Below are 25,472 nucleotides of genomic sequence, written 5' to 3'. Positions count from 1 at the left end.
AACATCAATCAAAGATATGTACGAATCATAGCACAGCCAAGCCCTACAATCGAATATACATTCGATCTGTTGGGTGAGCGACTGGCTCGGGCGATTGGCTTGCCGCAGGTTTCCAGCGCCTCACTGATTCCCGCCCTGGCCATTAATAAGGTGCGCGCACGTCATCGCGCACGCCGGACCGCCATTCGACTGCCTGATCTGGGTCAACGCCGAGTGCCAGCCAGTGGCCTGTGAAATCCAGCCGACTCATCCGCGCAGCGGCCGTCAGCCGCTCCGGCGGCAGCGCACCGCCGCGCGAATGGGACCCCGTCACGCCCAGATCTCGTAGCCCGTGAGCTTGTCGTAGAGCTTCCGGCGCTGGATCCCTTGGGCCGCGATCCACAGGACCATGTCGTCCGAGGTCGCCTGGTCCACGACGCCTGTGGTCACGAGCTGGCCCCCAAGCCACACCTCTACCGTTCGGCCGATCAGCTGTGACCAGTCGTCCCGTCGTCCGCGTCCGGTCGCGGTCTTGATGGCCTGCAACAACATGCGCAATCACAGCCCTTCTCGCATCAGCACTCGATGACGTTCACGGCGAGGCCGCCGCGCGACGTCTCCTTGTACTTGACCTTCATGTCGGCGCCGGTCTCCCGCATGGTCTTGATGGCCTTGTCGAGGGAGACCTTGTGGCTGCCATCCCCGCGCAGGGCAATGCGAGCGGCGTTGATCGCCTTGTTGCTTGCGACCGCGTTCCGCTCGATGCAGGGGATCTGCACGAGCCCGCCCACGGGGTCGCATGTGAGGCCGAGGTTGTGCTCGATGCCGATCTCGGCGGCGTTCTCGACCTGCTCGGGCGTGCCGCCGAGCACCTCGCACAGCCCGCCGGCGGCCATCGCGCATGCCGAGCCGACCTCTCCCTGGCACCCGACCTCGGCACCCGAAATGGATGCGTTCTCCTTGAAGAGGATGCCCACCGCCGCCGCCGTGAGCAGGAAGCGCACGACGCCGTCGTCGTCAGCCCCTGGGACGAACTTCTCGTAGTAGTGCAGGACGGCGGGCACGATCCCGGCCGCGCCGTTCGTCGGCGCGGTGACAATCCGCCCGCCCGAGGCGTTCTCCTCGTTGACCGCCAAAGCGAAGAGGTTGACCCAGTCCATCGCCCGGAACGGGTCGGTCTCATCGTGTGCGGCCTCGAGGTCGGCGAGGAGCTTCGGCGCCCGCCGCGGGACTTTGAGACCGCCCGGGAGCAGCTTCTCGGTGCGGGTGCACCCGTTGCGGACGCACTCCTTCATGACCGCCCAGATGTGCAGGAGCTCGGCGCGAAGCTCCGCCTCCGTGCGCCAGGACAGCTCGTTCGCGAGCATGATGTCGCTGATGCGCATGCCCTCGCGGCGGCAGTGTTCGAGGAGCTGGGCGCCGCTCGTAAAGGGGTACCGAAGGGGCGTCTCGTCCTCGACGATGCGATCGGCCCCGACGGCGTCTTCGTCGACGACGAACCCGCCGCCCACGGAATAGAAGGTCCCTTCCCTCAGGAGCTCCCCGCCGTCGTCGAACGCCCTGAACACCATCCCGTTGGGGTGCGACGGCAGCGTGCGGCGACGGTGGAGCACGACGTCGTCGGCCCGCGAGAACGCGATGCAGCGCTCGCCAGCGATCAGGAGCTTGCCCTGCGCGGTGACGGCAGCGACCCGCGCGTCGGCCGTGTCGGTGTCCACGGTCTCGGGCCGTTCGCCCTGCAGGCCGAGGATCACGGCTTTGTCCGAGCCATGCCCGTGGCCAGTCGCTCCGAGCGAGCCGAAGAGCTCGGCCTGGATCCGCTCGACGGCACTCAAGAGGCCGGCTGAGCGCAAGCCCTCGATGAACAGTGCCGCGGCCCGCATCGGCCCGACCGTGTGCGACGACGACGGGCCGATGCCGACCGAGAACATATCGAGCGCGCTCAGCGCCATCAGAGCAGCTCCAGCGCCCTGAACTCCGCCATTGCGTCGAGGAGCCAGCGGCCGAGGTAGTCCGCGAAGGACGCGCGGGGGTAGATCTCGTACGTCTCGGGGCCGGTCTTCCAGAGGATGATCGGCACGGGCCCGAGCTGGGTGACGTACGCGGACCCCACGGCGAACGCCCGGGGGTGCAGGTCGAGCGGGCAGCCCTTCTCGAGGACGTCGCGTGCTGCGCGTCCGGTGAGCTCGAACGTCGTGCGGTTCGCGGAGAGGTCGACGGCGGAGCCCGGCTCGGTGCCGATGGCCTGGACAAGGCGCGCGGTGAACTCTGCGGAGCTCGCGGTGGTGACGACGAGGAATTCGTCGGGGCCCAGCCAGAGCACCGAGCAGCCCGTGCCGATGCCGACGTCGCCGCAGCGGGCAGGAAGCTGCGTGCCGAGGCGGGCCTCGACTCGGTCCGCCGAGTCCGAGTCGGGGGCCACGCGCAGGCCGACCATGGTCAGGAACGGCACTTCGCGCAGCGCGACGCTGTTCGGCCCGGTCACCTCGGCCGCCGCGAAGAGCGGCGCGAGGTGGGCGGCGGGGCTGCGACGCAGGTCTGAAGTGCCGAGGGCTGGGCCGGCCGGGCGGTTGAGGTCGGCGAGGGTGGATGCAGTCAGGTGCTCAGCCATCGCGGCGCTTCCCTTCGGGGTCGTAGAGGACGGTGTCGCCGACGACGACATCGACGAGCTGGTTGCCCACGGGGGCGACGAGGGTCTGGCCGATGCGGTTGCGGCCGTTCTTGATCAGGGCCAGGGCGAACGAGCGCCCGAGCGCCGCCGAGTGGTAGCTCGACGTCACGTGCCCGAGCATCGGCACGGGCCCGTAGGCCGGGTTGACCGTGATCCCGGACTCGACGACCTGAGTGCCCTCGGGGAGCCGGAACGTCGGGTCGACCGGAAGGAGCGAGACGAGGTGCTTGCGGTCCGTCCGCGCCGTGTCGACGCGGGAGTAGGAGCGCTTGCCGATGAAGTCCTTGGCCTTCGAGACGATCCAGTCCATGCCCGCGTCCTGCGGCGTGACGGTGCCGTCCGTGTCCTGCCCGACGATCGGATAGCCCTTCTCGGCGCGGAGCACGTGCATCGTCTCGGTGCCGTACGGGGTCATGTCGAACTCAGCGCCGGCCTCGAAGATGTCCTCCCAAACCTGCTGCCCGTACCAGCCGGCCACGTTGACCTCGAACGCGAGTTCGCCCGAGAACGAGATGCGGCACACGCGGGCGGGGATGCCCGAGGCGAGCGTCGTCTCGCGGAAGGTCATGAACGGGAAGGCCTCGTTGTCGAGGTCCAGCTCTGGCGCGATGCGGGCGACGACGGCGCGGGACTTCGGGCCGACGACGGCGACCGTCGTCCACTGCTCCGTGACGGACGTGAAGTTCACGTCGAGCCCGGGCCATTCGGTCTGGTGCCACTCCTCGAGCCAGTCGAGCACGCGTGCGGCGCCGCCGGTCGTCGTCGTCATGAAGAAGCGGTTCTCGTCGAGGCGCAAGGTGACGCCGTCGTCGAAGATCATCCCGTCTGGGGTGCACATGACGCCATAGCGCGCCGAGCCGGGGGCGAGCTTCTTGAACGCGTTCGTGTAGATGCGGTTGAGGAACTCGCCAGCGTCCCCGCCCCAAATCTCGATCTTGCCGAGCGTCGTCGCGTCCATCATGCCCACCGAGGAGCGCACGGCCGCGCACTCGCGGTAGACGGCGTCGTCCATCGACTCTCCCGGCTGGGGGTAGTACCGCGGGCGGAGCCACTGGCCCACGAGCTCGAACTCCGCGCCGTGCCCGACGTGCCACGCGTGGATCGACGTAAGGCGCTCGGGATCGAAGAGCTCCCCGCGTTCGCGCCCGGCGAGGGCCGCGAATGCGACGGGCGCGTACGGGGCCCGGTAGGTCGTTGTGCCGATTTCGCCCGGGGTCGCGCCGTTGTTGAGCGCCGCGGCAATGACGCCGATGGCGTTGACGCCCGAGGTCTTGCCCTGGTCGTTCGCAGTGCTGATCGACGTGTAGCGCTTGATGTGCTCGACGCTGCGCATTCCGGCGCCGGTCGCGCGAAGGACGTCCGCGACGGTCTGGTCGCGCTGGAGGTCCACGAAGTGCTCGTCGAGACCCGCGAGGCTCCCGTCCTCGTCCCGGACCACCCACAGGGGGCGGGTCGTGCCCACGGGGCGCGGCGCGGTGCCCGGCACGGAGAGGGCGTGCGCGCCGCCCTCGGTGACGAAGCCGGCGTTGAACGCCGCGACCGCTCCCGCGTTGGTCCCCTCGGCGAGGCAGTCGTCGAGCGCGTAGCTGCCGCGGGCGGCGCCCACGATCTGCTGGCCCTCGACGGCGCCCGACGGCACGAACGCGACCAGATCGTCGTCCCAGCCAATCTTGCCCTGCCGCTGGCTGTGCAAGTGGACCACGGGGCTCCAGCCGCCGGAGACGGCGACGAGGTCGCACGCGAAGGTTCGCTCGGCACCCACGGGGGCGCCGTCGTCGTCGATCGCCCGGATCGTCGCGGAGGTGACTCGCGGGCCGCCTTGGGTGCCTGTCACTGTGTCGACGACGGTGGCGCCAGGGAGGACGACGACGCCGCTTGCCTTCGCTGCCTCGGCGGCGGCGGAGAGCTCGGGGCGGGCATCGGCGACGGCGGCGACCTGGATGCCCGCCGCGATGAGCTCGGCGACGAGCGGGTAGACGCTGTCGTTCGTCGTGGAGACGACGACGCGCGAGCCGGCCGCGACCGCGTACCGGTTGAGATACGTGCGGACCGCGGAGGCGAGCATGACGCCGGGGCGGTCGTTGTTGCGGAACACGATGGGGCGTTCGTGGGCGCCGGTCGCGAGCACGACCTGCTGGGCGCGGATGTGCCACACACGCTGTCGGGAAACGCTCGCGAGCGCGGCGTTCTCGATCCGGCTGCCGAGGTGGTCCGTACGGTTCTCCAGGGCGATGACGTAGTTCGAGTCGTAGCTTCCGAACGCGTTGGTGCGGGTCAGGACCGTGGCCTCGGGCGCGGCGTCGAGCTCCCCGCGGACGGAGGCGACCCACTCGAGGGCTGATTGCCCGCCGATTTTCGCGTTCGGGTCCGAGAGGAGCGAACCGCCGAGCTCGGGCTGGTCGTCGATGAGGACCACCCGTGCGCCGGTGTGGGCGGCCTCGCGGGCCGCGGCGAGTCCCGCCGGCCCCGCCCCGACCACGAGGATGTCGGCGTGGACGTACTTCTTGTCGTAGACGGACGTGTCCTCGGCCGGGTCGAGCTGGCCGAGGCCGGAGAGGTACTGGGCGTCGATCCCGCCGACGAGCTCGAGCGCCGTGGCCGGGAGCATGGACTCGGTCACGGAGTGGCCCGGGCGGCGCACCTTGAGGAGCGCGTTCGGCTCCTCGACCCCCGCCGCGACGATGCCGCGCGGGCGGTTGCGATACAGCGATGGGGCCGTCTCCATGACTCCGGACGCGAGAAGCGCGGACGCCACGGTGTCGCCGGGGTGCCCGGTGTAGGCGCGCCCGTCGACGGTGAAGGCCAGCTCCACCGAGCGGTCGATCCGGCCGCCCTGGCGAAGGCGGTTGGGTTGGCGGCTCATTTGGCTCCTCCAGGGAGGCTCTGGTCCGAGGCGGCAGGGCGGGTTGGGCGGGTCTCGCCGGAGGCGAGTGACGGAACACTGCGGGTCTCGCCGATGCGGTAGACGGCGGCGATGCGATAGGTGGCGGTGTCCCGGACGGCGTTGAACCACTTCCGGCATCCGCCCGAGTGGACCCACCGCTCCGCGAAAAGGCCCTTCGGGTTCTCGCGGTAGAAGAGGTAGCGTCCCCACTCCTCGTCGGTCAGGGCGCTCGGGTCGTCGGGGTACGCCACGTGGGCCTGCCCGCCGTAGTGGAACTCGGTCTCGTCGCGCGGCCCGCAGTTCGGGCAGCTGATCAGGATCATCGCTGGCTCTCCTTATTAATGGGCGACGGCGCTAGTGGGCGACGGCGGCCGCGCCGTGTTCGTCGATGAGCGCCCCGGTGACGAAGCGCTCGAGGGAGAAGGGCGCGTTGAGGCGGTGCGGCTCGTTGGTTGCGATGGTGTGGGCCATGGTCCAGCCCGCGCCGGGCGTGCCCTTGAACCCGCCCGTGCCCCAGCCGCAGTTGACGTATAGGTTCTCGACGGGGCTGAGGCCGACGATGGGCGACGCGTCGAGCGTGACGTCCACGATGCCGCCCCACGTGCGTAGGAGATGCGCGCGGGCGAAGATCGGAAAGAGCTCGACGGCGGCGGCCATCTGCTCCTCGATGACGTGGAACGCGCCGCGCTGGCCGTAGCCGTTGTACGAGTCGATGCCCGCGCCCATGACGAGCTCGCCCTTGTGCGCCTGCGAGACGTAGACGTGCACATGGTTGGACATGACCACGGTCGGGTGCACGATCTCGTGGAGCTCGGACACGAGCGCCTGGAGCGGGTGGGACTGGATCGGCAGGTCGAAGCCGGCCATCTTCGCCAGCACGCTCGAATGGCCGGCGGCGCACAGCGCGACCTTTTCAGTGGCGATCGTGCCCCGATTCGTCTGGACGCCGACCACGCGGTTGCCGTCCTTGACGAAGCCCGTGACCTCGCAGTTCTGGATGAGGTCGACGCCGAGCTCGTCCGCCTTGCGGGCGAAGGCCCACGCGACGTGGTCGTGCTTCGCGATGCCGGCGCGCGGCTGGTACGTCGCGCCGAGCACGGGGTAGCGGATCTTGTCGCTCGTGTTGAGGATCGGGCAGAGCTCCTTGACCTGGTCGACGTCGAGCCACTCGGCGTCGACGCCGTTGAGCTTGTTCGCGCCCACCCGCCGCACCGATTCGCGGACGTCCTGGAGCGTGTGCGCGAGGTTCATGACGCCGCGCTGGCTGAAGAGGAAGTCGTACTCGAGCTCGTCGGGGAGGGTCTCCCAGAGCTTGAGCGAGTGCTCGTAGATGGCCGCGGACTCGTCCCACAGGTAGTTGGATCGAATGATCGTCGTGTTGCGGGCCATGTTCCCGCCCGCGAGCCACCCGCGCTCGAGGATCGCGATGTTCGTCATCCCGTGGTTCTTCGCGAGGTAGTACGCCGTCGCGAGGCCATGCCCGCCCCCGCCGACGATCACTGCGTCGTAGGAGGGCTTCGGGTCAGGGTTGCGCCACAGGAAATCCGGGTGCTCGGGCAAGAGATCCGCCATCACAGGGCTCCGTTCGAGATGAGGTTCGAGTCTTCGGCCGGGACCAGGGTCAGATTTGGGTAGAGCGGGTGCGCGTCGGCGAGCCGCGCCACGCGGGCGCTCAGCGCATCCGCGACGTCGTCGTCGAAGCTGGGCTTGAGTGCCGTGGCGATGATGTCCGCGACCTCGCGGAACTCGGCCTCGCCGAAGCCGCGCGTCGCGAGGGCCGGCGTGCCGATGCGCAGTCCCGAGGAGACCATCGGGGGCCGCGGGTCGAACGGCACGGCGTTGCGGTTCACCGTGATGCCGATGCGGTGCAGGCGGTCCTCGCCCTGCCGCCCATCGAGCTCTGAGTTCCGCAGGTCGACGAGGACGAGGTGCACGTCCGTGCCGCCGTTGACCACCGAGACGCCGCCCGCGGCGACGTCGCTCTCGAGGAGGCGCTCTGCGATGATCCGCGCGCCGCGGAGCGTGCGCTCCTGGCGCTCGCGGAATGCCGGCTCCGCGGCGAGCTTGAAGGCGACCGCCTTGGCAGCGACGACGTGCTCGAGCGGACCGCCCTGCTGGCCCGGGAACACCGAGGAGTTGATCTTCTTTGCGAGCTCCGGGCTGTTCGTGAAGATCACGCCGCCGCGCGGCCCGCCCAGGGTCTTGTGCGTCGTCGTCGTCACGATGTCCGCATGGGGCACCGGGTTGGGGTGGAGCCCTGCCGCGACGAGGCCCGCGAAGTGGGCCATATCAACCATCAGGAGGGCGCCAACAAGGTCCGCGATCCGGCGGAATTCGGCGAAGTCGAGCTGCCGCGAGTAGGCGGACCAGCCGGCGACGATGAGCTTGGGCCGGTGCTCGAGTGCGAGCCGCTCGACCTCGGCCATGTCGATGAGGAAGTCCTTGGGGCTCACCTCGTACGGGACCACCTTGTAGAGCCGGCCCGAGAAGTTGATCTTCATCCCGTGCGTGAGGTGGCCGCCATGGGCGAGAGAGAGGCCGAGGATCGTGTCGCCGGGCTCGAGGACCGCGAACATCGCCGCCGCGTTGGCCTGCGCGCCCGAGTGGGGCTGGACGTTGGCGAACTGGGCGCCGAAAAGGGCCTTGACCCGGTCGATCGCGAGCTGCTCGATGACGTCGACGTTCTCGCAGCCGCCGTAGTAGCGCCGGCCCGGGTAGCCTTCCGCGTACTTGTTCGTCAGCACAGAGCCCTGGGCCTCCATGACTGCGGTCGGGGCGAAATTCTCCGACGCGATCATCTCAAGCGTGCCTCGCTGCCGGTCCAGCTCCCTGGCAATCGCGGCGTGGACTTCGGGGTCGGTCTCTGCGAGCGAACGGGTCAGGACATCAGTCATCTCGCCTCCTCCTATGGGAGCTAGATCAAAACTAGTATCACACTGATATATCAATGTCTGATGACGAGTATGATTGAGCCCGGAGGAGAAGTCAACCGTCACGGAACAGGGAAGGCAGGACTTTCATGACGCTGCAGGAAGCGCTCGCATCGGGGGAATCGAGGGCCGGGGTCTCGCTCGCCGACTTCGCCTATCAGCGCCTGCAGGACAAGCTCATCACGCTCGAAATCCGCCCCGGGGAACCCATCAACGACGGCCAGCTGGCCGCGGAACTCGGCGTCGGGCGCACCCCGGTCCGCGAGGCCCTCAAGCGGCTCGAGACGGACCACCTCGTGGTGACCTATCCCCGCCGCGGGACGTTCGCGACCGTCGTCGACATCACGGAGCTCGCCGCGATTTCGGAGATCCGGGAGCTTCTCGAGCCGCTTGCCGCCCGCCGGGCCGCCGAGAACGCCGGGCCCCACATGCGCGCCGAGCTGCGGGCCAAGGCCAAGGAAATCGGCCGCGTCGACGGCAGTGGCGACCGCACGGCCCTCATGCGCGTCGACATGTCGGTGCACAAGCTCATCTACCAGGCGGCCGGAAACGCCCACCTCGAGGATGTGCTCATCCGCTACGACAACCTCGCGACCCGCATCTGGTGCCTCGTGATCGACCGGCTGCCGGATCTCGCCCACCACGTCCGCGAGCACACCCGTCTCCTCGACGCGATCGCGGACGGCGACGCCGATGCCGCGGCGAGCCTGACCCTCGAACACGTGAAAAGCTTTGAGATGGCGATCCGCGACGTGCTCTGAGGCGCGCTCCCAACGCAGCGGCGGCGCGCCCTCGAACTTACTCGGCGTGCGCCGGGCCGCCCATGAGCTCGGTGATTTCCTCCCCGGCGGCGACAACGGCGTTGATCACGCCGGGATCGGACGGGTCGAAGCGGAAGGCTGGGCCGGAGACGCTCACGGCGCCGATGAGATCGCCCGTGTGGCCGAATATCGGCGCGGCGATGGCATTGAGCCCGTCTTCGAGCTCGCCGTGGGTCGACGCGTAGCCGCGCTCGACGATCGAGGGAAGCTCACGCTCGAGCTGTTCGCGGTCGAGTGTGTGCGGCGTGAGGGCCTTGAGCTCGACCCGCTCGAGCAGCTGGTCCCGTTCGCTCGAGTGGAGGTAGGCGAGGAACACCTTGCCGCTCGACGTCGCGTAGAGCGGGGTCAGGTTGCCGATCCAGTCGTAGCTCGCGAGGTTCGCCGCTCCCAGTGCCTGGTCGACGTTCACGGCGTACACATCGCGGCGCACGGCGAGGTTGACGGTTTCGCCGTAGCGCTGCGCGAGATCTTCGAGCACGGGGCGAGCGGTGTGGACGAGGCTGAGCCGCCTCGGGATCGAGCTCGCCACGCGGAGCAGGCCCACGCCGAGCTGGTACTTCCCGCGGCGCGTGCTCTGCTGCACGAAGCCGTGGGTTTCGAGCGCCCCGAGGATGCGCGAGGCGGTCGACTTGTGCACGCCCATGCGATCGGCCATATCGCCGACGGCGGCGCTTCCTTCCTTGGCAAGGATCTCGAGGGCGCGGACCACCCGATCGACGGCCTGCACGCCGTTCGCGGATCGTCCTTCGTCCGGTTCCTCGGACTCTGTTGTCTTCCCCATGGGCCAATCCTGCCAGAACGATGGTGTATAGGGCGCGCCGGATCGCCTGCGGTTCGCCACGGGGGAACGGGCGCGGGATCCGAACGCGAGGAGGACGACGGCGGCCCGCCCCTTGGGAGGGACGGGCCGCCGTGCGACTGCTGCCCGGGATTCAGCCGCGCAGTCGCTTCATCTCCGGGTCGAAGAGCGGCTCGGGCGTGACGGTCGCGCGGACGCGGACGCCGAAGTACTCGATCTCGACGGCGTCGCCCTCGGTGACCGTGCTGGGAAGGTACGCGTAGGCGATCGGCTTGCCGATCGTGTAGCCGTACGCAGCGCTCGTCACGTAGCCCACGGGCTCGTCCTTGTAGAACACCGGTTCCTTGCCCAGCACGATGGACCGGCCGTCGTCGACCGTAAGGCAGCGGAGCCGCCGCCCAGGCGTCTCCTCGGTCCAGCCCTCGATCGCCGACTTGCCGACGAAGTGCTCCTTTGCGGTTTTCACCGCGAAGCCGAGCCCGGCCTCGTACGGATCGTGCTCGGTGGTCATGTCGGTGCCCCACGAGCGGTAGCCCTTCTCGAGCCGCAGCGCGCTGAAGGCGGCGCGGCCCGCGGCGATGATGCCGTGCGGCTGGCCGGCCTGCCAGAGGACGTCCCAGAGCCGCTGCCCGTTGTCCGCGGTCGTGTAGATCTCCCACCCGAGCTCGCCCACGTAGGAGAGCCGCATGACCGTCACGGGCACCCCGCCGACGGTGGCCTTCTTGGCGCGGAAGTAGCGCAGGCCGTCGTTCGAGAAGTCGTCGCTGCTGATCGAGGAGACGACCTCGCGCGCGAGCGGACCCCACAGGCCAATGCAGCACGTGCCGCCCGTGATGTCCCGGACCTGGGCCCACTGGGTGGGATCGGCCTCGCGCTGGCGGCGCGCCTCCCTCGCGAAGTAGGCGAGGTCGATGCTGCCGTTCGCGCCGACCTGGAACGTCTCGTCGTCGAGCCTCGCCACGGTGATGTCGCTGCGGATGCCGCCATGCTCGTTCAGGAGGAGGCAGTAGGTGACGGCGCCGGGCTTCTTCGAGACATCGCCCGTCGTGAGCTTCTGGAGGAGGGCGACGGCGCCGGGTCCGGAGATCTCGAGGCGCTTGAGCGGCGTCATGTCATACATGGCGACGGCGGTGCGCGTCTTCCACGCTTCGGCCGCGGCGATGGGGGAGCTGTAGCGGGCCGACCATGCGTCGCGGGCCGGCGGCTGCCACTCGGCCGGGAGCTCGTCGAGCAGCGGAGCGTTGGCCTCGAACCAGTACGGCCGCTCCCAGCCGCCGCCCTCGAGGAAGTAGCCGCCGAGCTCGCGGTGCCGCGCGTTGAACGGGCTCACGCGAAGGTTGCGCGGCGACTCCTTGGGCTGGAGCGGGTGCAGGACGTCGTAGATCTCGACGAAGTTCTGCTGGGACGTCTCGCTCACGTAGGAGGGGGCGAGCTGGACGTCCTCGAAGCGGTCCACATCGCATTCGCCGAGGTCGATCTCCGAGTTGCCCTCCGTGAGCAGCTGGGCGACGGCGCGGGCCACGCCGGCGGAGTGCGTCACCCACACGGCCTCGGCGACGTAGAAGCCCTCGACGTCGCGCGATTGGCCCACGATCGGGCCGCCGTCCGGGGTGAAGGAGAAGATGCCGTTGAAGCCGTCCTCGATCTCGGCCTCACGCAGCGCGGGCAGGATCTCCTTCGAGGCCTCCCAGGGCCCCGCGAAGTCCTCGGGAGTGAACTCGAGGCGGGACGGCATGTTGTGCTCGTCGACTTGCTTCGGAGTCAGGCCGAGATCCGCGGCCACGACGGGCATCGGGCGGTGCGCGTAGGAGCCGATGCCGAAGCGCTCTCCGTGCTCGCGGTAGTAGAGGTCCTGGTCCTGGTGACGCAGGATCGGGAGGCTTGCGCCGTTGGGGAGCTCGTTGCGGCCCGTGAGCTCAGCGACCGGGCCCGTCTTGACGTACTGGTGGGCGAGCGGCAGGAGCGGGATCGACATGCCGACCATGGCGCCGACCTCGACGCCCCAGAAGCCCGCACAGGAGACGACGATGTCTGCGGGGACCACGCCGTCGGGCGTCTGCACGCCGGTGACCTTGCCGCCGTCGTGCTCTGTGCTTTCGACGGCGATGCCTGTGACCGGCGTCGAGCCCTTGTAGACGACGCCAGCCTCGCGCGTGCGCTCGATGAGCAGCTGGACGGAGCGCGCCGCGAGGGCGAGGCCGTCGCTCGGGATATGGAGGCCGCCGATCACGAGCTCCTCGCTGAGCAGCGGGTAGATCCGCTTGCACTCTGCGGCGTCGATGAGCCGGGCCTCGATGCCCCACGACTGCGCGTAGCCGAGCTTGCGCTTGAGGTCTTCGTAGCGGGCCTCGGTCGTGGCGACCTCGAGGCCCCCGACCTGGTTGAAGCAGTCGAGGGAGAGGAGCTTCTGGACCGTGTACTTCGCGAAGAGGCTCATGGTCTTCGAGGCGTTCGTCTGGAAGACGAGGCCCGGAGCGTGGGACGTCGAGCCGCCCGGCATGTCGAGTGGGCCCTGGTCCAGAACCGTGATGTTGGTCCAGCCCCGCTGGACGAGCTCGTCCGCGAGGTTGGTTCCGACGATGCCGGCGCCGATGATGACGACGCGCGGTGAGGCCTGTGAGACAGTCATAGTTCTTCCTTCGGCTTTTCGGTCGTGCGGGGTCAGCGGAAGACGACGGTGCTCGCGCCGTCGAGGAGGATGCGGTGCTCACAGTGCCAGCGGACGGCCCGCGAGAGCGCGAGGCACTCGGCGTCCTGTCCGACCGTCGCGAGGGTCTGCGGATGGTACGTGTGGTCGACCCGGATGACCTCTTGCTCGATGATCGGGCCCTCGTCGAGGTCCGCCGTCACGTAGTGCGCGGTCGCGCCCACATGCTTGACCCCTCGCTCGTAGGCCTGGTGATAGGGCTTGGCGCCCTTGAAGCCCGGGAGGAACGAGTGGTGGATGTTGATCGCGCGGCCCTTGAGGGCCGTGGTGAGCTCGTCGGAGAGGATCTGCATGTAGCGCGCGAGGACGACGAGGTCGATGCTGTGTTCATCGATGAGCGCGAGGAGGCGCGCTTCGGCTTCGGCCTTCGTGTCGGCGGTGAGCGGAACGTGGACGAACTCCAGCCCGGCGGCTTCGGCCATCGGGCGGAGGTCCTCGTGGTTGGACACGACGACGGCAATCTCGCCGCCGAGTGTGCCTGCGCGCCAGCGGAAGATTAGGTCGTTGAGGCAGTGGCCCAACTTGGACACCATGACGAGGAGCCGAGGCTTCGTCTCGTCGTGGAACGAGAACTCCATCTCGAACTCGCGCGCGGTGCCGCGGAACTCTTCTTCGAGTTTCGAGGCGTCGACGGGCGACTCTGCGGAGAAGGCCGTGCGGAGGAAGAACACGCCGCGCCCGCGGTCATCGAATTGCTGGTGTTCGACGATGTCGAAGCCGCGCTCATACAGGAAGCCCGTGACGGCCTGGACAATGCCGGGGCGCTCGGGGCACGAGAGGGTCAGGACCGAGGTGTGCCCTGCTGCACCGGCCTTCCCTTGGTGAGTTCTCCCATGCTGGGATTCCCCATCCTTGGGGTTCGCCTGCCGGGGCGACGAAGCAGCGGGCTCAGCCAGACGTGTGGCGGTCTCACTCATGGACATCGGTGCTCCTGGTAGGAGAGTCATATCCGTCTGATACAACTCTGATATATTAGCTGTATGACTCAGGCTATCCTGCCGAGAGCGGTGGGGTCAACAGTGGAGGTGGGTGCCGACATGGTCCACGCGGTGATCGATCCGCAGCTCAGGCCGTCCTTGGCGGATATGGCCTACCTCTCCCTCAGGGACCGGCTCCTGACCCTCGAGATCCGGCCGGGCGACCCCCTCAACGACGAGGCTCTCGCGAGGGAACTGGGGTTCGGACGCACGCCCGTGCGCGAGGCGCTCAAGCGTCTTGAGATGGATCGGCTCGTTGTGACCTATTCGCGGCGCGGCACGTTCGCGACCCCCGTAGAGGTCACGGACCTCGCCTACATCTCCGAGATCCGCGCCCAGCTCGAGCCCCTTGCCGCGGCCCGCGCCGCACGCGTGGCGTCGCCTGCCGCGCGTCGTCAGCTCACGTCGCTCCTCGGGCAAGTCCGCACCTTCGACGCCTCGAAGGCCACCGTCCGCGAGACGCTTCGGTTCGACGCCGAAATGCACCGCGGCATCTACGCGGCCGCCGGCAATCCGCACCTCGAGGACGCCCTCGTCCGCTACGACAACCTCGCGACCCGCATCTGGTGTCTTGTCATGGATCGCCTCCCGGGCCTTGCCGGGCATCTCCATGAGCACGTCGCGCTCCTGCGTGCCGTCGTCGACGGCCAGGAGCAGCGGGCTGCCGAGCTTGCGGCCCTCCATGTGGAAGGGTTCGAGACGGCGGTGCGGGCGGCGCTCTTCGCGGTCTAGCAGGCGTGGCGAGCGCTTCATGAGGCTGCCGACCCCTTGACTCTCATATATTAGTTTCATACCTTCAGATATGGCAGTTCCCTACGAAAGGAGCCATATCATGAGCGACATCTCCACCGACCAGGCAGAGCAGGTTCTCGAGGCGGCCATCAGGGCGGCGCACGAGATCGGCTGCCGCATGAACGTCGCTGTCGTTGACGCCGGCGGCAACCTCAAGGCGTTCCGCCGGATGGACGGCGCCTGGCTGGGCAGCATCGATATCTCCATCCGGAAGGCCCGGACGTCTCGGCAGTTCGACATGGAGAGCGGCGACCTCGGTGGCCTCTCCCAGCCCGGTGGCCCTCTCTATCAGATCGAGGTCTCCAACGGCGGACTCATCACGTTCCCCGGCGGCGTCCCGCTGCGCAACGGCGAGGGCGAGGTCATCGGCGCGGTAGGTGTCAGCGGAGACGTGGTTGAGAACGACCGGCACGTCGCTCTTGCTGGGGCCGGGGTCCTTCAGTCCGCCTGAGTCGACTGCCTCGGATCGGCCGCCGCCGCGCGGCTCGATCCACGGAAAGGAGCGGGCCGTGTTTGCCCAGAAGCCAGACCCCCACGACATCGATGAGGATGCGCTGGAGGTCCATCCCCCCAAGACGGCCGCCGCGGGGGTCAAGGCAGTCGCGGTGGCGATGGAACGAGGCCTGGCCCAGGCTGGCCTCGTCCGCACGGCCCGCTCCATGTTCCGCATCAACCAAAGGGGCGGCTTCGACTGCCCGGGCTGCGCGTGGCCCGAGTCGATCACGGGCGCTCGGAAGCCGGCCGAGTTCTGTGAGAACGGCGCCAAGGCGATCGCCGAAGAGGGCACCCTTCGCACCGTGACCCCCGAGTTCTGGGCCGAATACTCGATTGAGGAGCTCGAGGGCAAGAGCGAATTCTGGCTCGGAAGCCGTGGCCGCATCAGTGCTCCCGTCGTCATCCGCCCGGGCGAGACGCATTACTCGCCGATCGCGTGGGATGAGGCCTTTGCCCTGATCGGGGAGCACATCAACGCGACCACGCCGGACCGCTGCGTGTTCTACACCTCGGGGCGCACCGCGAACGAGACCGCGTTCATGTACCAGCTCTTCGCCCGCAGCCTCGGGACCAACAATCTTCCCGACTGCTCGAACATGTGCCATGAATCGTCGGGCGTCGCGCTCATTCCGACGATCGGCATCGGCAAGGGAACGGTTTCCCTCGAGGACATCCACCACGCGCAGCTCGTCCTCGTCATCGGCCAGAACCCCGGCACGAATCACCCCCGTATGCTGTCAGCGCTCGCCGATTGCAAGAAGAATGGCGGCAAGGTCGTCGCCGTCAATCCTCTTCCCGAGGCGGGCCTCCTGAATTTCAGGGACCCGCAGACAATTGAAGGCGTCGTCGGCGACGGAGCATCCATCGCCGATGAATTCCTGCAGATCAGGATCGGAGGAGATCTGGCCCTCCTCCAGGCTCTGGGCCACCTCCTTCTGGTGCGCGAAGAGTGCGAGCCGGGCTCCGTCGTCGACCGTGAATTCGTCGAGTCGCAGACGCTTGGCTTCGAGGCGTATGCGGAGGCGCGCCGCGCGATCGACTGGGCAGCCACCGAGGCGGCCACGGGCCTGGCCCGAGCGGAGATCGAAACTGTCGCTGACATGCTGGCCGCCTCCAAAGGCACCATCATCTGCTGGGCCCTCGGGCTCACGCAGCAGCCGCATTCAGTCCCCACGCTCAAGGAGATCATCAACCTCCTCCTCCTGCAGGGGAATTTCGGCAAGCCCGGCGCGGGCGCCTGCCCGGTCCGCGGTCATTCCAATGTCCAGGGCGACCGGACGATGGGGATCTGGGAGAAGCCGACAGAGGCCCTGAGTGCCGCGCTCGAAAGGGAATTCGGCTTTCCGATGCCGCGAAAGCACGGCTACGACTCGGTCGAAACCCAGCACGCGCTCGAAGCCGGGGAGGTCGACGTCTTCGTCTCGATGGGCGGCAATTTCGCCTCGGCCGGATCCGACACGGCGCTCCTTGAGCGGGGGCTCAAAAGCGCAGGCCTGACGGTGCATATCTCGACCAAGCCGAATCGATCCCACATCGTCCATGGCCGCACGTCGCTCATCCTCCCGACGCTCGGGCGCACGGATATCGACGACAAGCACCCTTCCGGTCGCCAATTCGTCTCCATCGAAGATTCGATGTCCGTTGTGCGCTCGAGCCAAGGCCGCCTCCGTCCCGTCTCCGAGCATCTCCTGGCTGAGCCGGTCATTGTCGCTCGGATGGCCCAGGCGACGTTCGGGGACAGCCACCCTGTGGACTGGCGGGCCATGGCGGAGGATTACGACGTGATCCGCGACCACATTTCCCGGACCATTCCGGGTTTCGCGGACTACAACGGCAGAGTCAGGGGCAAGAGCGGATTCGTGCTGCCGAGCCCGCCCCGCGATACGCGGACGTTCGCCACGGATGCCGGCAAGGCGATTTTCACGGTCAGCCCCTTCGAATATCTCGAGGCGCCGCCCGGCCATCTCATTCTCCAGACCCTCCGGAGCCACGACCAATACAACACGACCATCTACGGCCTCGACGACCGCTATCGCGGAATTTCCAAGGCGCGACGAGTCGTGCTCGTCCATCCAGACGACCTCGACGAACTCGGATTTGCCGATCAGGAGCTGGTTGATGTCGTGTCGACGTTCAACGGGTCCGACCGTCTCGCGGAACGATTCAGGCTTGTTGCGTATCCGACCGCCAAGGGGTGCGCCGCTGCGTATTATCCCGAGACGAATGTCCTGGTCCACAAGGAGCTCGTCGCGCGGGAATCCAACACCCCCGCCTATAAGGCCGTCATGATCCGTTTTGAGAAGCGGGGGTAGCCCGCGACCTGCTGGTGGCAGGCCCGACGTTCTTGACCTATCGGACTAAAACGTCTACGGTCGGGGCATGGGCAGACCGCGGACCTTCGACGACGACGTCGTGCTGTCCCGCGCGATGGAGGCGTTCTGGACCAACGGCTACGGCGGCACCTCGCCGGCTCAGCTCGCGGAGGCGACGGGTATCGCCAAGGGCAGCCTGTACAACGCCTTCGCGAGCAAGCGGGAGCTGTTCACCAAGTGCCTGGAGCTCTACCACCGGCAGGTCGCCGAGCTCGCGAAGGGCCTGCTCGAGCATCCCGGCACCACCCGTGAATGTATCGGCGCCGCGCTCCGGTTCGTTGTTGATTCCGATCTGGCCCAGCCCCTCCGGCGGGGATGCCTCGTCGGCAACACTGCCGTCGAGCTCGCCGGCCACGACGCCGACATTGCGCAGAAGATCCGGGGGATGCAGGACGAGTCGACGGGCTGGTTCGAAGCGAGGATCCAGCGTGGGCAGCGGGACGGCGACGTTTCCCGCGACCTCGACCCGCGCGCCTACGCGGAGTACCTCGCGAACACACTCGCAGGTCTGCGCGTCATGGCCATGACCCACGAAGCTCCAGTTCTGTACCGGATCATCGAAACGACCCTCTCCACGTTCTAGCCAGGGGCGGCCCGCGGGCCGCCCTATCTTTTGCCCACGTTTTAGACCAGTAGTTCAAGAAAGGTTGGTTTGAGATGGATCTCCAGCTCGAAGGAAAGACCGCAGTCGTCACGGGTGCAAGCCGGGGGATCGGCCTCGCCATTGCTCAAGCGTTGACTCGCGAAGGGGCCCGCGTGGTGGGCGCGGCCCGCACGGTCACTCCTGAATTGGAGCGGGCCAGTGTGGCGGCGGTGTCGGCTGACCTGTCCACCCCCGATGGTGCACAAACGGTCGTCGAAACCGCTCTCGCCGAAACTGGAGGAGTCGACATCCTCATCAACAACGTGGGTGCCGGTGACGCGGATCGGCTGAAGCTCGGCGGGTTTCTCGACGCCGACGACGAGCAGTGGCGCAACCTTTTTGACTTGAATCTGTTCAGCGCCGTCTGGACGTCACGGGCGGCGTTGTCGAGTCTGATTGACCGACAGGGCGTGATCATCAACATCGCATCGATCAATGCCCGTGTGCCGGCGACCGGCCCCGTCGGCTACAGCGAAGCCAAGGCGGCGCTGGTCGCGTTCAGCAAACGCCTCAGCGAAGAGTTCGGGCCGCGAGGCGTGCGTGTCAACACGGTGTCTCCCGGCCCCGTGGGCACCGGGCTGTGGCGTGATCCTGACGGGTTCGGCGCTAAAGTCGCCGCCGCCCACGGAGCCGAGCACGAAGACTTCTTGGCCGCGATGCCCGGGATGTTCGGCATCGCCTCTGGCCGCATTGCCGAGCCCGAGGAGGTCGCGCGGCTGGTCGCCTTCATCGCGTCCCCGGCCGCGCTCAGCCTGGTCGGCGCCGACGTCGTGATCGACGGAGGAACCGTCAAGACCAGCTGAGCAGGTGGTCGCAGAGAGTACGACGACGAAGGGCGGCTTCCGCGCGGAGCCCGCCCTTCGTCGTCGTACTTTTGCGAGACCGTGTCAGTGGCCCCGGTCGATCCACTCCTGGAGGTGAGGGGCCTCGGCGCCGATCGTGGTCGAGTCGCCGTGGCCCGTGTTGACGACCGTGTCCGCGGGCAGCGTGAGGAGGCGGCCCCGGATCGACTCGATGATCGTGGGGAAGTCGCTGAATGAGCGGCCCGTGGCCCCCGGGCCGCCGTGGAAGAGCGTGTCTCCCGTGAAGACCGTTCCGAGCGCGGGCGCATGGAAGCTCACCGAGCCGGGGGAGTGGCCAGGCGTGTGGACAGCCACGAGCTCTGTGCCGCCTGCCGCGAACCGCTGCCCATCCGCGATCTCCGCGTCCGGGCGCGTCCCGGGGTAGACGTCCTCCCACAGCATTTGGTCCTCGGGGTGCAGATGCAGGGGAGCGCCGACCCGTTCGGCGAAGTCGACCGCGTGCCGGATGTGGTCGTCGTGGCCGTGCGTGAGGAGGACGGCCGTCACGGTCCGCCCGCCCACGGCCTCTGCGACCTGGGCGGCGTTGTGCGCAGGGTCGATCACGACGACCTGCTCGTCGTCGCCGACGATCCACACGTTGTTGTCGACGTCCCACGTCCCGCCGTCGAGCGAGAACGTGCCCGAGGTGACGATCCGCTCGATGCGAGCCGCCATCAGAGCTCCACCACCGAGCGGAGGACCTCGCCGCGGTGCATCTTCTCGAACGCAGCCTCGACGTCGCCCAGGCCGATGCGCTCGGTCACAAACGCGTCGAGCGGCAGGCGGCCGAGCCGGTACTGGTCCACGAGCATCGGGAAGTCGCGGCTCGGGAGGCAGTCGCCGTACCACGAGGACTTGAGCGAGCCGCCGCGGCCGAACACGTCGAGGAGCGGGAGTTCGAGCAGCATCTCCGGCGTCGGGACGCCGACGAGGACGACGCGGCCCGCGAGGTCGCGCGCATAGAACGCCTGCCTGTAGGTCTCGGGGCGGCCGACGGCGTCGATCACGACGTCGGCGCCGAAGCCGCCCGTGAGGTCGCGGATCGCCTCGACGGGGTCCTGCTCGCGGGAGACGACGCCGTGCGTCGCGCCGAGGCTCTTGGCGATGTCGACCTTGGCCGGGTCGAGGTCGACGGCGATGATCGTCGTCGCGCCCGCGAGCTTCGCGCCCGCGATCGCCGCGCAGCCCACGCCGCCGCAGCCGATGACGGCGACCGATTCGCCGCGCTGCACCGCACCCGTATTGATGGCCGCGCCAATGCCGGCCATGATGCCGCAGCCGAGGAGACCCACCGCGGCCGGGTCGACGTCGTCGTCGATCTTCGTGCACTGCCCCGCGGCGACGAGGGTCTTTTCGGCGAACGAGCCGATGCCGAGCGCGGGCGAAAGCGGCGTGCCGTCGGCGAGCGTCATCTTCTGTGTCGCGTTGTGCGTCGCGAAGCAGTACTGCGGCTGGCCCTTGCGGCACGCGCGGCACTCGCCACACACGGCGCGCCAATTGAGGATGACGCGATCCCCGGGCTTGAGGTCGGTGACGTCGGGGCCGACGGCGCTCACGACGGCGGTCGACTCGTGGCCCAGCAGGTACGGGTAGTCGTTGCCGATCCCGCCGAGCTTGTAGTGGAGGTCCGTGTGGCACACGCCGCAGGTCAGGACGTCGACGAGCGCCTCGCCGGGGCCTGGGTCGGGGACGAGGATCGTCTCGAGGGTTGCGGGGGCTCCCTTCTCGCGGACGACGACTGCCTTGACTTCGTGGACGGCTGCGGCCATGAATGTTCCTCCGGTCTCCTGACGCATGACGGTGCCCATGCTCCTTGAGGAGCCTACGGGATGGCCATGAGAAGTGATGTAGATCACCTTCCGGTGGCGAGGGCCTACTCCTGCCCTGGGGGCTGGTTTGCGAGTAGAATGTCGACGTCGTCCGCGTCGCGGCTCGCGAAGATTTGTTGGGCAGGGGTTCCGGTGAGCGAGTTCGTTTTGATCCATGGCGCTGGAACCGGAGCATGGCTCTGGGACGACTTTGCCGAGGTCCTTCGCGGCCGCGGACATGAGGTGTTGGCGCCCAGCCTGGTCGGGGTTGGCGAGCGGATCAGCGAGGGCGGCCCAGCGACCCGACTGAGTGACCACATCGATCAAGTCTGCGAGGTGATCGGGGTCCATCGAGTCACTGTCGTCGGCTTTAGTTACGGGGGACTGGTTGCCGCCGGCGTCGGCGAGCGAATCCCTGATCAGATCTCGATGCTGGTGTACCTCGACGCATTCCTGCCAGTGGACGGTATGTCGATGTTCGATCTCCTGCCCGTGCCTGTGCGCGACAGCATTCAAGCGGCGGCGGAGGCAACTGGGGATGGCTGGCGTATCCCGCCTATGCCGTTGGATCGGCTGGGCGGGATTGGGTCAGTCGGTGAAGGGGTTGACGGCGACAAGGTCGTGGCCTTGTTGTCGCGACGTGGCCCGCACCCGATCGGTACGTACCGTGAAGTGATGACCGTGAGGAATCCCGCGACGCAGACGATCCCGCGTGTGTACATCACTTGCACCGAACACCCTGCGAATGACCCCATGTCCGTGGTCACCGAGCGGGCTCGCGCGGACGGCATGCCTGTCTATGACATCGACACGGGTCACTTTCCCATGCTCACAAAGCCGATCGAGCTCGCAGACCTCCTCGAGCGCCTCGTCTGATATGGCGCATGGCCTGCTTTCACGTGCAGTCAGCCCTCGGGAAGCCTGCGGTCAACGTGGTGAGCCGCGAACACGAGCGCTATCAAGATGAGAAGGGTGCCGGCGATAGACCAGAGACGTGTGGGAAGGCTCAGCGGCAGACCGACAACGCCGCTGAGGAAAAGATGCCCGCCCAGGCCCGCCAGAACTACTGCGGCGGCGATGAGTCCGAGGACGGTTCCCTTTGACCGTTGCCGCCCCTTGGGAACCTTCGCGGCGAAGTCAGCCACACTAAACGTTGAACCTTGCTCGGCGGATGCCTCGCGGGCGCTCTGCAGCAGGCCAGGCAGCGAGGACTCCGGCACTCCCTTTCGTCTTAGCTGGAAGACCAACTGCTTCTGTTGACCAATATTCATAGCGGAAGCCTTTCGTTCGGTGGATGTGCGATCAAATGTCTGACTTCAAGTTGCGCCAGATGCCAATAGAGGCTGGAATAACAATCCAAATTGTGCATGATGTGATGGCTGGGAGAATATCTCCGCCTTCTGTCAGGAATTTGGCAAATGAGCCGGACTGAAGGTAGGGAGTCGCCTTCTCGGCAACGAGCCCAATCAGCGCATCGAAGACAAACGATTGGAATAGAACGAAGATGATCGCCAGCGGGGTGGAGAGGATGGCAGAACCTACGGCGGCTCCGGAGACGGCGCCGACCGTGGTCGTGCAGAAGACCAGCCAGAGATTGGCGCCGATCTCCCCGTAGATCAATTCGGAACCGGTTGCTGCCGATATTGCCAGCACTGTAAGCAGCGCCAGGCAGGATGCAAGAAGCATTATGGCAAGTGCAAACAGTCCAACGGCGAGGTACTTGGCGCCCAGGATGACGCCTCGGCGGGGCTGCAAGGTAAAAAATTTGATGACATCCTTGTGCTGCCAATCCGAGGTGATGGAAAGAATCGCTATGATCGGCGTGCCGAAGCCGGCCGGAAGTGCCAATACCACTAGCAATGCCGACAGGTTCAACGGCTCGTGCCGCATAATCGACAGCACGATGACCAATCCAACAGCTAAGATGCCCGAAATCCCCATAAAAAGGAGCAGCCATCGTGCACTTCGCGTATCGAACAGCTTTCGCATTTCAACATATAGAGCAACGCCCAGCGGATTGGTTGCCGGATTGCTGAGGGAAGGCATGGTCACTCACCATCCGTTCTATTGGGTGATGCGAACTCAGGCGAGGTAATACCCTTGTAAAATTCTGCCAACGAATCGGCTTTCCCCTGTTGCAGCAAATTCACCTGTAGATGCTTCTTCCAGAGGATCTCGCCAACAAGCTCGGGGAGAGCTCGAACTTCAAGATAATGAGATCCATAGCCATCGTGGGCTTCGACAGATAGTCCGGCCTCGCGGAGGGCGAGTTCAATATTCCGTAACTCAGGGCCGCTGACATGCGTGCGGTCGGTCGTCTTCAGGTGTTCAAGGGACTCCGCAGCGACGACCATCCCGCGATCGATAATAACGACCTGATCGACGTAGGTTTCGAGTTCGCTGAGCAAGTGACTGGAAACGAGTATGGATACTCCGTCTAAGGCGAGAAGACGAAGGGCTTCATTGAGCCATGCCATACCTTCGACGTCCAAGCCGTTGCCCGGCTCATCGAGTATGAGACATTTGGGTTCACCAAGAAGGGCGATGGCAAGGCTCAGACGCTGGCGCATACCCAGTGACAGGGTCTGAACGCGCCTGCGGCTGACGGTTGCGAGGCCCACGGCTTCCAGAACCTCGTGGACTCGGCTCTTCGAGTGGCCCATCATGATCGCGCTGAGCAGGGCGGTCTCTCGCACGGATCTTCCCGGGTGGTGGGCCGTCGGATCCAGTAGAAACCCGACCTCTCGACCCGGATTTGCTAGAGAGGCGTAAGGCTGGCCATTGAACAAGACCGTGCCACTGTCAGGCTTCACGAGGCCTGCGACAATTTTCAGAGTCGTTGACTTTCCGGATCCGTTCGGTCCGATGAAGCCCGTGATCGAGCTTGACTCGCAGGAAAAGCTAACTTCGCGGACCGCCTGTACGGCTCCGAACGTCTTGGAAATTCGGTTGACGAGCAGTGTCATCTGTTCCAGATCCCCCCAACTGGTCCATGTGCAACGACCCATGACGTCGCCACAATTGTACGGATTCCGACGAATATTGCCAAATCGGCGATGAGGATCGCCCATTCGGAGGCATCTTCAAATGAATAGACGAGCGCTATTGCCGCCGAGTTGGAGAAGAGATGATAAGCCACCGCAGGCCAGACGGACTCTGTTGCGGTAGCGAGGTGGAATGCAAGTACGGAAAAAACGAGGCGATCCACATACATCACTGGATGCAAGGAAGGGTGGAGAGATGAGAATGCAATTGAGGTCAAAAGTATAATGCCGCCACTGGCCAATGGCGCGCATGATTCTCGAAGAATTATCAAGAGCGGAAGTCCACGAAAGATGACTTCCTCAAAGAGTGCTGCCGAAATCCCGATGAGGCCGAGGCGGACGCTCTCGATTGGAAGATAGAAAAATGATGTGGCTGTGACGGAGATTGCCCCCAATGCCAGCGCGGCCGCAATTTGTGTTGGGTAGGAAGTGGTTAACATCCTCGCCGGCTGCATCGCAAACAGGCGGGAGAAGAGCATCAGCCCGAGTGCTGTCGCGCCCATTGAAAGACCCGATGCTAGATCCCCATCAATCTCAATCGTTGAGAGTGCCAGATAGCTCACCGTTGAAATCAGTACTGCGATCGCGCAGAGCGAAGCCAATTGAATGGTGACTCTATTTAGAGCACTGCTCATGGAAGACCTTTCTGATTTAGTCGCGTCCGAGCGTGCCGACTCCCTCGGACGCGACCCAAACTATGCTTTACCAGCCAAAGAAGTGCCGACGGAGTTCCATGAAGAAGTCCCACAGATAGCCGCCGATGAACCAATTGATGGTGCCCCGGATCCAGCCAGCCAACCCGTTCCACCAATTGATGAAGGCGCTCCAGCCCCACCTGGCTGCATTGACCATGGCGTTCCACACCCACGGAGCGGCCGACCTGATCCAGTTGAGCACGGGCCCGATGTTGATTCGCTTCTGGTGTTCCAATATTGATGGTCCTGACGTGCCGGTCCCGGCAATGGCCAATGGGGAAGGTATTGAAGCTTCCGCCGCGTTCGCTGCCAACGACGTCGCCGCGACGGACCTCGACGCTGCCGTGATGTCGCTTGAAGCTGAAGCCGAACGTACTGCCGCTGGCGCCGAGAGCAGCACGGCGGTTGCTAGCGCAAGAGCAACCGACCTCTTGTGCGCTGTCTTTACGGCAGTAATTGAGAGTGAACTCATGGTTATCCCCCATCGCTGTTTGAGCTCTATCCGAGCAGGCATCAAACTAGCGGCGTTTTCGGGGACTCAGTGTTGTTCCCCGCGAATTCCGTACCGTTTGGTGTGGGCATCTCCGTGGTGAGCAGTCTCTTCCGGCGATGTAGGTGCCTTCACTGAGGCGAGTGGGACGGATCGGCGTGGGCGGCCTCCGTGGCGGGTTATAGGACAAAACGTGGGGATGGGATTGGCCTGGATCCCAGTGCTGGCGCGGGAAAATCGGGGTCGTCTTACTCTGTGACCCTTAGGCGTGAGGGTTGCTTCCAATTCGACGTCCTGCCGGGTATGCGGGTCCGTCCTGGTAAAGAACGGGCGGACCGCCGCGGGGACGCAGCGGTGGAGGTGCGTCTCGTGCCGGGCCGGGACCACTCGTCGGCGCCCCGACCTGTCCCGCAGGCACGAGCTCGAGGCCTTCCTCGGCTGGCTGCTGGGAAAGGACACGCAGGCCGAGGCCGGCCTGGGCCCCGACCGCTCGTTCCGGCGCGTCACGGCGTGGTGCTGGAAC

At 66.5% G+C, this 25,472-nt stretch carries 24 protein-coding genes and 1 pseudogene; 9 read left to right on the top strand and 16 right to left on the bottom strand.

Annotated features, from left to right (window positions below):
* Nucleotides 1-309: 309 nt before the first annotated feature.
* From RBS12_RS08750 to glyA, 7 genes are read right to left on the bottom strand one after another with little or no spacing between them, the layout of a single operon-like run.
* Nucleotides 310-531, bottom strand: coding sequence for a hypothetical protein (locus RBS12_RS08750; protein WP_307965696.1), 222 nt, complete (start codon nt 529-531; stop codon nt 310-312).
* 23 nt (nt 532-554) lie between these two features.
* Nucleotides 555-1,931, bottom strand: a complete 1,377-nt coding sequence (locus RBS12_RS08745; protein WP_307965695.1) for an L-serine ammonia-lyase — start codon at nt 1,929-1,931, stop codon at nt 555-557.
* Nucleotides 1,931-2,590: a sarcosine oxidase subunit gamma family protein gene (locus RBS12_RS08740; protein WP_307965694.1), complete on the bottom strand. Its 660-nt coding sequence runs from the start codon at nt 2,588-2,590 to the stop codon at nt 1,931-1,933. The genes RBS12_RS08745 and RBS12_RS08740 overlap by 1 nt, the downstream gene beginning before the upstream one ends.
* Nucleotides 2,583-5,513 carry a 2Fe-2S iron-sulfur cluster-binding protein gene (locus RBS12_RS08735; RefSeq protein ID WP_307965693.1) on the bottom strand — a complete coding sequence of 977 codons (2,931 nt, stop codon included), beginning with the start codon at nt 5,511-5,513 and terminating at the stop codon, nt 2,583-2,585. Before RBS12_RS08735 ends, RBS12_RS08740 begins: the two co-directional genes overlap by 8 nt.
* A complete protein-coding gene (locus RBS12_RS08730; RefSeq protein ID WP_307965692.1) occupies nt 5,510-5,857 on the bottom strand; it encodes a sarcosine oxidase subunit delta in 348 nt (115 codons plus the stop codon). The genes RBS12_RS08735 and RBS12_RS08730 overlap by 4 nt, the downstream gene beginning before the upstream one ends.
* 31 nt (nt 5,858-5,888) lie before the next feature.
* Nucleotides 5,889-7,106 carry a sarcosine oxidase subunit beta family protein gene (locus tag RBS12_RS08725; protein ID WP_307965691.1) on the bottom strand — a complete coding sequence of 406 codons (1,218 nt, stop codon included), beginning with the start codon at nt 7,104-7,106 and terminating at the stop codon, nt 5,889-5,891.
* Nucleotides 7,106-8,428 carry a serine hydroxymethyltransferase gene (gene glyA / locus RBS12_RS08720; protein WP_307965690.1) on the bottom strand — a complete coding sequence of 441 codons (1,323 nt, stop codon included), beginning with the start codon at nt 8,426-8,428 and terminating at the stop codon, nt 7,106-7,108. Before glyA ends, RBS12_RS08725 begins: the two co-directional genes overlap by 1 nt.
* Before the next feature lie 125 nt (nt 8,429-8,553).
* Between glyA and RBS12_RS08715 the strand changes: the two genes are divergently transcribed.
* Nucleotides 8,554-9,225, top strand: a complete 672-nt coding sequence (locus RBS12_RS08715; protein ID WP_307965689.1) for a GntR family transcriptional regulator — start codon at nt 8,554-8,556, stop codon at nt 9,223-9,225.
* Between the two features lie 37 nt (nt 9,226-9,262).
* On the opposite strand, the gene RBS12_RS08710 is transcribed toward RBS12_RS08715, so the two are convergent.
* From RBS12_RS08710 to purU, 3 genes are all read right to left on the bottom strand, one after another.
* Nucleotides 9,263-10,066 (bottom strand): IclR family transcriptional regulator, encoded by an 804-nt coding sequence (locus RBS12_RS08710; protein WP_307965688.1) that lies wholly within the window; start codon nt 10,064-10,066, stop codon nt 9,263-9,265.
* Between the two features lie 151 nt (nt 10,067-10,217).
* Nucleotides 10,218-12,713: an FAD-dependent oxidoreductase gene (locus tag RBS12_RS08705; RefSeq protein WP_307965687.1), complete on the bottom strand. Its 2,496-nt coding sequence runs from the start codon at nt 12,711-12,713 to the stop codon at nt 10,218-10,220.
* A 32-nt stretch (nt 12,714-12,745) separates the two neighbouring features.
* A complete protein-coding gene (gene purU / locus RBS12_RS08700; protein WP_373886499.1) occupies nt 12,746-13,714 on the bottom strand; it encodes a formyltetrahydrofolate deformylase in 969 nt (322 codons plus the stop codon).
* 114 nt (nt 13,715-13,828) lie between these two features.
* On the opposite strand from purU, the gene RBS12_RS08695 reads away from it, so the two are divergent.
* The 5 genes from RBS12_RS08695 to RBS12_RS08675 all read left to right on the top strand — a co-directional run bounded on the left by RBS12_RS08695 (nt 13,829) and on the right by RBS12_RS08675 (nt 18,873).
* The gene (locus RBS12_RS08695) at nt 13,829-14,500 is read left to right on the top strand and encodes a GntR family transcriptional regulator (RefSeq protein WP_307965923.1); all 672 of its coding nucleotides are present in this window, start codon (nt 13,829-13,831) and stop codon (nt 14,498-14,500) included.
* Between the two features lie 100 nt (nt 14,501-14,600).
* Complete coding sequence (locus RBS12_RS08690; protein ID WP_307965685.1) at nt 14,601-15,011, top strand: heme-binding protein; 411 nt, start codon at nt 14,601-14,603, stop codon at nt 15,009-15,011.
* Nucleotides 15,012-15,069: 58 nt separating this feature from the next.
* Complete coding sequence (locus tag RBS12_RS08685) at nt 15,070-17,367, top strand: FdhF/YdeP family oxidoreductase (protein WP_307965684.1); 2,298 nt, start codon at nt 15,070-15,072, stop codon at nt 17,365-17,367.
* Nucleotides 17,368-17,434: 67 nt separating this feature from the next.
* Nucleotides 17,435-18,010, top strand: a complete 576-nt coding sequence (locus RBS12_RS08680; RefSeq protein ID WP_307965683.1) for a TetR/AcrR family transcriptional regulator — start codon at nt 17,435-17,437, stop codon at nt 18,008-18,010.
* A 74-nt stretch (nt 18,011-18,084) separates the two neighbouring features.
* Nucleotides 18,085-18,873, top strand: a complete 789-nt coding sequence (locus RBS12_RS08675; protein ID WP_307965682.1) for an oxidoreductase — start codon at nt 18,085-18,087, stop codon at nt 18,871-18,873.
* 84 nt (nt 18,874-18,957) lie between these two features.
* Here RBS12_RS08675 and RBS12_RS08670 read toward each other — a convergent pair whose 3' ends face one another.
* Together RBS12_RS08670 and RBS12_RS08665 are read right to left on the bottom strand one after the other, a co-directional pair.
* Nucleotides 18,958-19,587, bottom strand: a complete 630-nt coding sequence (locus RBS12_RS08670; protein WP_307965681.1) for an MBL fold metallo-hydrolase — start codon at nt 19,585-19,587, stop codon at nt 18,958-18,960.
* A complete protein-coding gene (locus tag RBS12_RS08665) occupies nt 19,587-20,681 on the bottom strand; it encodes an S-(hydroxymethyl)mycothiol dehydrogenase (protein WP_307965680.1) in 1,095 nt (364 codons plus the stop codon). The genes RBS12_RS08670 and RBS12_RS08665 overlap by 1 nt, the downstream gene beginning before the upstream one ends.
* 192 nt (nt 20,682-20,873) lie before the next feature.
* On the opposite strand from RBS12_RS08665, the gene RBS12_RS08660 reads away from it, so the two are divergent.
* On the top strand, nt 20,874-21,596 hold the full coding sequence (locus RBS12_RS08660; protein ID WP_307965679.1) for an alpha/beta hydrolase: 723 nt from the start codon (nt 20,874-20,876) through the stop codon (nt 21,594-21,596).
* Between the two features lie 29 nt (nt 21,597-21,625).
* On the opposite strand, the gene RBS12_RS08655 is transcribed toward RBS12_RS08660, so the two are convergent.
* Genes RBS12_RS08655 through RBS12_RS08640 form a run of 4 tightly spaced genes read right to left on the bottom strand, consistent with a single transcriptional unit; the run spans nt 21,626 to nt 24,399 of the window.
* Nucleotides 21,626-21,991, bottom strand: a complete 366-nt coding sequence (locus RBS12_RS08655) for a hypothetical protein (RefSeq protein ID WP_307965678.1) — start codon at nt 21,989-21,991, stop codon at nt 21,626-21,628.
* Between the two features lie 31 nt (nt 21,992-22,022).
* On the bottom strand, nt 22,023-22,772 hold the full coding sequence (locus tag RBS12_RS08650) for a hypothetical protein (RefSeq protein ID WP_307965677.1): 750 nt from the start codon (nt 22,770-22,772) through the stop codon (nt 22,023-22,025).
* Nucleotides 22,769-23,686, bottom strand: a complete 918-nt coding sequence (locus RBS12_RS08645) for an ATP-binding cassette domain-containing protein (RefSeq protein WP_307965676.1) — start codon at nt 23,684-23,686, stop codon at nt 22,769-22,771. The genes RBS12_RS08650 and RBS12_RS08645 overlap by 4 nt, the downstream gene beginning before the upstream one ends.
* Nucleotides 23,683-24,399 (bottom strand): CPBP family intramembrane glutamic endopeptidase, encoded by a 717-nt coding sequence (locus RBS12_RS08640; RefSeq protein WP_307965675.1) that lies wholly within the window; start codon nt 24,397-24,399, stop codon nt 23,683-23,685. Before RBS12_RS08640 ends, RBS12_RS08645 begins: the two co-directional genes overlap by 4 nt.
* Before the next feature lie 125 nt (nt 24,400-24,524).
* Here RBS12_RS08640 and RBS12_RS08635 point away from each other — a divergent pair, with 125 nt between their 5' ends.
* Entirely contained in the window at nt 24,525-25,052 is a 528-nt protein-coding gene (locus RBS12_RS08635; protein ID WP_307965674.1) for a hypothetical protein, read from the top strand.
* Between the two features lie 165 nt (nt 25,053-25,217).
* Nucleotides 25,218-25,472, top strand: a pseudogene (locus RBS12_RS08630) (IS256 family transposase); the annotation flags it as partial.

Source organism: Sinomonas sp. ASV322 (assembly GCF_030908245.1).
In the GTDB taxonomy this organism is placed as follows: Bacteria; Actinomycetota; Actinomycetes; order Actinomycetales; family Micrococcaceae; genus Sinomonas.
This window is presented reverse-complemented; position numbering and strand designations above follow the sequence as displayed.